General features: G+C 67.1%; 5 protein-coding genes and 1 pseudogene. 3 read left to right on the plus strand and 3 right to left on the minus strand.

The genetic code is table 11. From position 1 onward, the window contains the following. Positions 1–318: 318 nt before the first annotated feature. Positions 319–1,385 (plus strand): annotated as a pseudogene (locus GEV05_12395) (tartrate dehydrogenase). A 228-nt stretch (positions 1,386–1,613) separates the two neighbouring features. Here the strand turns inward: GEV05_12395 and GEV05_12400 are convergent. Then, the gene (locus GEV05_12400) at positions 1,614–2,126 is read right to left on the minus strand and encodes an O-acetyl-ADP-ribose deacetylase (protein MPZ44183.1); all 513 of its coding nucleotides are present in this window, start codon (positions 2,124–2,126) and stop codon (positions 1,614–1,616) included. Positions 2,127–2,349: 223 nt separating this feature from the next. On the opposite strand from GEV05_12400, the gene GEV05_12405 reads away from it, so the two are divergent. Further along, a complete protein-coding gene (locus GEV05_12405) occupies positions 2,350–3,591 on the plus strand; it encodes an EAL domain-containing protein (protein ID MPZ44184.1) in 1,242 nt (413 codons plus the stop codon). A 69-nt stretch (positions 3,592–3,660) separates the two neighbouring features. Here GEV05_12405 and GEV05_12410 read toward each other — a convergent pair whose 3' ends face one another. Next, entirely contained in the window at positions 3,661–3,894 is a 234-nt protein-coding gene (locus GEV05_12410; protein MPZ44185.1) for a hypothetical protein, read from the minus strand. A gap of 178 nt (positions 3,895–4,072) precedes the next feature. Between GEV05_12410 and GEV05_12415 the strand changes: the two genes are divergently transcribed. After that, positions 4,073–5,356 carry an amidase gene (locus GEV05_12415; GenBank protein MPZ44186.1) on the plus strand — a complete coding sequence of 428 codons (1,284 nt, stop codon included), beginning with the start codon at positions 4,073–4,075 and terminating at the stop codon, positions 5,354–5,356. Positions 5,357–5,448: 92 nt separating this feature from the next. On the opposite strand, the gene GEV05_12420 is transcribed toward GEV05_12415, so the two are convergent. Then, a partial coding sequence (locus GEV05_12420; GenBank protein MPZ44187.1) for an FtsX-like permease family protein occupies positions 5,449–6,002 on the minus strand: 554 nt, incomplete at its 5' end.

Here is a 6,002-nt window from a genome sequence, read left to right on the forward strand (position 1 = left end):
ATCAGTCCCCAGCGGCCACAACGCACTCACGCTGCGGCGCAACATGCGATCCGCTGCGGCGGTGCTGCTCGCGCGCGCCGTGACCAAGGCGGCGCGTATGTAGTAGTTCCATTGCTGCTCTCCAGCGCGCGACCCGGGTTGTACCGGGCCGCTGACCGCGAACGTGACCGGGGCCATCCCTGCCCGCGTGCGGATCGTCCCCGGCAATATCGGCAGCCTGCCTCCTGAGGTTGAGCGGCTTCGAGCGGGCCTTGCTGGTTAGGGCTATGTACCGAATTCGTCTAGACTTTGCCGTTCACACGGCAAGAGGTAAGGGCAATGCGCGAATATCGGTTGGCGGCGATCCCCGGCGACGGCATCGGCAAGGAAGTCATCCCCGCGGGGTTGAAAGTGCTGGCAGCACTGGCCGAGCTGGAAGACTTTCGGCTTGCCGTCACGGATTTCGACTGGGACAGCGAGCGCTATCTCGCCCGGGGCGCCTACATTCCAGACGGCGGATTGCAACGATTGCAGGGTTTCGATGCGATCTTCTTCGGCGCGGTGGGCTCGCCCAAGGTACCCGATCACGTATCGCTGTGGGGATTGCGGCTGCCCATCTGCCAGGGCTTCGACCAGTATGCCAACGTGCGGCCAGCGCGGGTGCTGCCCGGCGTGCAAAGCCCGCTCAAGCTGCGCGATCCTGCCGATCTGGACTGGGTCATCGTGCGCGAGAATTCAGAAGGCGAATATTCCGGAAGCGGCGGGCGCGCGCACCGCGGGCTGCCGGAGGAAGTTGCAACCGAGGTCTCCGTATTCACCCGCGCCGGCGTGACGCGTATTCACCGTTTCGCTTTCGAGCTCGCGCGCGGCCGAGCGCGCAAGCACCTGACGCTGGTCACCAAGTCCAATGCACAGCGCCACGGCATGGTGATGTGGGACGAAATATTCTTCGAGGTGGCGCGCGATTATCCCGATGTCGCCTGGGATCGCGAGCTGGTCGATGCGATGACCACGCGCATGGTGTCGCGCCCGGGCAGCATCGATGTCGTGGTGGCGACCAACCTGCACGCGGATATCCTGTCGGATCTCGCCGCCGCGCTGTCCGGGAGTCTCGGCATCGCGCCCACCGCCAACCTCAACCCGAGCGCCGCTTCCCGTCGATGTTCGAGCCGATCCACGGCTCGGCATTCGACATCACCGGCAAGGGTATCGCCAATCCAATCGCGACCTTCTGGACCGCGGCGATGATGCTCGAGCACCTCGGAGAACAGAGTGCCGGCCGCAGGCTCATGCGCGCCATCGAAGCGGTCACGACGCGCAAGATCTTCACGCCGGATCTGGGCGGGGAAGCCGATACGGCCGTCGTCACCGCCGCCGTGATCGCAGCGCTAAACAAGGAAGTCTGAGCGGGACAGACGCAATTCACGAAACCCCTGATCGGCTGCTCGACCGTCAGAGACGAGGGTGTGGTGTTCCCCTCCTCGTCGAGGAGGGGTGGCGGCGCAGCCGACGGGGTGGTGGGGCTTGGCTGCCGAGATACCACCCCGTCCACGACGCAGTCGTGTCCCGCCCCTCCTTGGCAGGAGGGGAGAACAAAAGAATTCTGCCTGCTCGCGGGTCGCGCTGCCTGCGTTCTACGCCTGTGCCGCGAGCGCGGCCAGCATGCGCTGGTGCGCGCTCGCGCCATAACTCACGCAACGCACCTGCTCGATCGAATCGATCCGATCGAGCTCGGCGGCAATCGTCCGGGCCGCGATGGTGCACGCCCGCTCGACGGGAAATCCATAGGCGCCGGTGGATATTTGGGGAAAGGCGATCCTGCGTACACCGTGCGCGGCGGCGAGCGCTAGGCTCTCCCGATAGCAGCCCGCGAGCAAGCGCTCCTCGTCAAAATCGCCGCCCTGCCATACCGGGCCGATGGTGTGGATGATCCATTTCGCGCCGAGACGAAAGCCCGGCGTGATCTTGGCCGCTCCGGTGGCGCAACCGCTTAAGCTTGCGCAAAACGCGCGCAGCTCCGGACCGGCCGCGCGGTGAATCGCGCCGTCGACCCCTCCGCCGCCGAGCAGGCTCGCATTGGCTGCGTTGACGATCGCATCCACCGGCTGGATGGTGATATCGCCTTCGACTGCAACGATACGCTGCATGGTCACTCCTCCGACGAACGCCTCGCTTGCACCGGAAATGTTAGCAGCCTTGCATTCAAGCGATCGCCTTGTCGCGCCGTAACAGGCTTCGTCAACGTGCCGACAGGCAGGTGCGTGCCGCCGCGAATTGCCCGCGCGCACTGCACGCGTTTCAGTCTCGCACGACAGGCCGCCAGAGCCGACACCCAGCCTGACCAGGAGGCAATTTGTCACGAAACGCTTCATGTCCGCGAAGAGAACGTCTCAACCGACTGCCGATAGCGTTGCCGTCCTGGTCATCGAATCCAGCAAATTCGAGCGGCGCTCGCTCTGTCGGCTCATGCGTGCCGCCGGCGCACAGCGTGTAGCCGAAGCGGCCAATCTCGAAGGCGCACGCCATCTGTTGGCCGTTCGCCAGTGGCCGCACTGGCTGCTCGTCGCTGACCCGGACCGACTGGGCGAGGACTGCCTCTATGTCCTGCGCGACCTGGCTGTCGAGCAAACGCTCGCAACGGCCCTGCTCCTGACGCAACGCCGGCAGCCTGAAGCCGAAGGCTTACGCAGCCGCGCGGCCCAATGCGGCTTACCTGTCCTTGCCGTCATGCGAAAACCCCTCAGCGCGGAGCAGGCGGGCACGCTGCTGCGCGGGCTCGGACAGCCTGCCGCCACTGCGACCAAGGCGCCGTCCCTGAGCAGGGACGAGCTGAACGAGTGCCTGCGAAGCGGACGCGTACGCGCGCGCTTCGAGCCCAAGATCAACCTGCAATCCGGCCGGCCGGTGGCCTGCGAAGCCATCTCCTACGTCTCGCATGCACGCTACGGCGAGGTGCCCGCCGCCGGATTCGGCCACGCGATGGCGCAACTCGGCGCCCAGCGCGTGATGACCGCAACCGTGCTGCGCGACGCCGCCGCGTTGGTGCGTTCGCTGCGCGCCAAGAGCCTGGATGCCAAAGTGTCCGTCAATCTCGGTTACGAGGTGCTGTCCGAGTGCGGCGACGCGAATGCGCTCGACGCCTATGTGCGTACGCTCGGAGTCGCAGCGGCGGACCTGGTGCTCGAGATCGATGCGGGCCGGCATGCCGCCTCGCCGAACTTCGCCGACAATCTGGCGCGTCTGAAGCTGCGCGGCTATGCGCTGGCTCTCGACCACCCCGCCACCACGCTGGCGCTCGACAACCCGGCCCACGAGCACTTCTGCGAAGTGAAACTGAGCTGGCCCGACGCCACCGCAGCGCACTCAGCACCCGAGCACCAGAGCCTCGCGGCCGCCGTGGTCAACGCACGCAAGCAGGGCATGACGGCGTGTGCGGTGGGGGTACGTACGCTGGCCGACCTGACGCACGCACGCCAAGCAGGCTTCGAGGCCGGCCAGGGCGAGCTCTTCGCCGCGTCCATGCTGGCCGCGGAGACCGTGCTATGGGTGGAGCGCGAAGAGCGTAATCGAAGCTTCGCCGACCGCGCCCAGACGCTGAACCAGGCCAGTTGACCGGTTCGCCTTGCCTTCGACCCGACGCCCGGCTGCTTCGCATCGACCGGATATCCGTGGCGAGCGGCGCTAGCGGCTCGCGCGCCACTGCGCAAGGCGCTTTGGATCTACCGGGTGCGCTCGGCTGCTCGCTTCCTTCCGGCTCATCACCACGGCCTCGCCGCAGCCATGCACGCATACGGATGCCTGCACCACGCCGCGTCGCTCCGACGGATCGCCGTGGCGATCGGGCTCCCCGGGCCAGGGCAGCAGGAACGTACCCGCCAGGCCCAGGATCGTAACCACCAGTTCTTTCGCGTTCATCGTGTTCGCCTCTGCCTCGTGACCAGCCCAGTATCGACGGCGTGAGGCTCACTGCATGAGCCCGGCGTCAGCGATAATGAGGTGATATCGCGGCCACCGACCCGAGCGCGGATGCCTGCACCGCCTCGGTCTCGTGCCGGCCGTGTCTGCCCTTGGCACATCCGACGGAACCGTACCGATGCCGACATCCCCGAATGAATGGACTGCAAGCGAGATAGCCACTGCCACGCGATCCGGCAGCCTCACATGCGAGGCGGTCATTCGCGCCTGCCTCGAGCGCATCCTGGCGCGCGAGCCGGCGGTACAGGCCTGGCAACACCTGGACGCCGAACGTGCGCTCGAGCAGGCCCGCGCGCTCGATGCGGGCTCGGGTCCGCGCGGGGCGCTGCACGGCGTGCCGTTCGGCGCAAAAGACATCATCGACGCGGCCGACATGCCATCCGAGTACGGCAGCCCGATCCATCGCGGCCATCGGCCGGGCCGGGATGCGGCCTGCGTGGCGCTCATGCGACGCGCGGGGGCGGTCCTGGTCGGCAAGACCGTCACGACCGAATTCGCCAACGTCCATCCGGGCAAGACGCGCAATCCGCTCGACGCCGAACGCACGCCCGGCGGGTCGTCGAGCGGATCGGCGGCGGCGGTCGGCGATCGCATGGTGCCACTGGCCTTGGGAACACAGACGACTGCCTCGACCATCCGCCCGGCCTCCTTCTGCGGCGTCGTGGGCTATCGACCGACGTGGGGCGATCTGCGCATGTCGGGCGTTCTCGAAGCGGCGGGCTCACTCGATACGCTCGGCTTGTTCGCGCGCTCGATCGAGGATGTCGCGCTGCTGCGCGAGGTGCTGATCGGCGCGGAACCGAAGCCGCTCGAGGAAACCGGCAAGCCTCGCATCGGATTCTGCCGCACGCCCCTGTGGGAAAAGGCGGATGCATCGACTCAGCGCCTGCTCGAGGACGCGGCTTCGACGCTGGCACGAACGGGCACGAGCGTGAAAGACGCCCTGGTGCCGGCGGCATTTGCCCGCATTCCCGATGCCCATCGGGCAGTCTCGAGCTATGAATTCACGCGCAATTTCGCCTGGGAGATCGATCATCACTGGAACGCGATCAGCGAAACTTTGCGCAACGGCCGCCTCGCGCACGGCATGGCGACCAGCTTCGAACAGTATCGCGAAGCGCGCGAATTCCTCGCCGCCTGCCGCCGCACGCTCGACCAGGTGTTCGAGAGCTACGACGTGCTGCTGACGCCCGCTGCCGCAGGTGAAGCGCCGATCGGGCTCGAATCGACCGGTTACACGGGCTTCTGCACGTTGTGGACATCCACGCACGTGCCGGCCGTTACCGTGCCGGCCCTGCAAGGGCCGAACGGATTGCCGATCGGCGTGCAACTGATCGCGCGGCGCGACTGCGATCGCGAGCTGTTCCGCTTCGCCCGCTGGGTGCAGCGCGCGCTTGCGTGAGCGCATTGGCGCAGAAGCGATTCGCCATCGCGCCGCATGGGTAGAGGCCAGCCCGGATATTTCACCAGGCCGGCCCCGATGAAATATTCGGGCTAGCCACCCGAGCGCAGCAACTGCGCCGGAGCGATGCGAAGCTGCCGCAGCAGATAGGTCCCGCCGAGGCCGAGGCTGCACGTGCTGACGACGACCGCCGTGGCGGCGCCGATCCAGTAGAGGCGCGCAAGCTCGAGATCCAGCCGGTAATGGAGCAGCAACGCGGCGAGCGCGCTGCCCGCGGCAATCGCGAACACCGAAGTGAGGAGCGCGAGCACCGCGTACTCCACCTGCAGGCTGCGGCGAATGACCGTTACACGGGCACCGAGCGCGTTGAGCACGCTCGCCTGGTAGACCTGGCGCGCCAGGCTTGCCGCGATGACGCTCGCCAGCACCAGGAGGCTTGCTATCAACGTCACGCCGGCGATCACCGAGAGCCCGGCGCCGGCGCGTCCGAGCAACGTGCGCGCCTCGTTCAGGATGACATCCGTGCGCACGGTCACCACATGGGGCGCGGCCGCCGCGATCCGATCCTGCGCGTTCGCGGCGGCACCAGCAACCATGTAAGCCGCGCCGACGTAGCGTGTGACATGGGGATCGAGCACGCCGTCGG

This window comes from Betaproteobacteria bacterium (genome assembly GCA_009377585.1).
Lineage (GTDB): Bacteria > Pseudomonadota > Gammaproteobacteria > Burkholderiales > WYBJ01 > WYBJ01.

What these genes read in the sequence shown, in the direction of transcription:
- GEV05_12400 (MPZ44183.1), bottom strand. Translation starts at nt 2,126, where the DNA reads ATGCAGCGTATCGTTGCAGTCGAAGGCGATATCACCATCCAGCCGGTG.
- GEV05_12405 (MPZ44184.1), top strand. Translation starts at nt 2,350, where the DNA reads ATGTCCGCGAAGAGAACGTCTCAACCGACTGCCGATAGCGTTGCCGTC.
- GEV05_12410 (MPZ44185.1), bottom strand. Translation starts at nt 3,894, where the DNA reads ATGAACGCGAAAGAACTGGTGGTTACGATCCTGGGCCTGGCGGGTACG.
- GEV05_12415 (MPZ44186.1), top strand. Translation starts at nt 4,073, where the DNA reads ATGCCGACATCCCCGAATGAATGGACTGCAAGCGAGATAGCCACTGCC.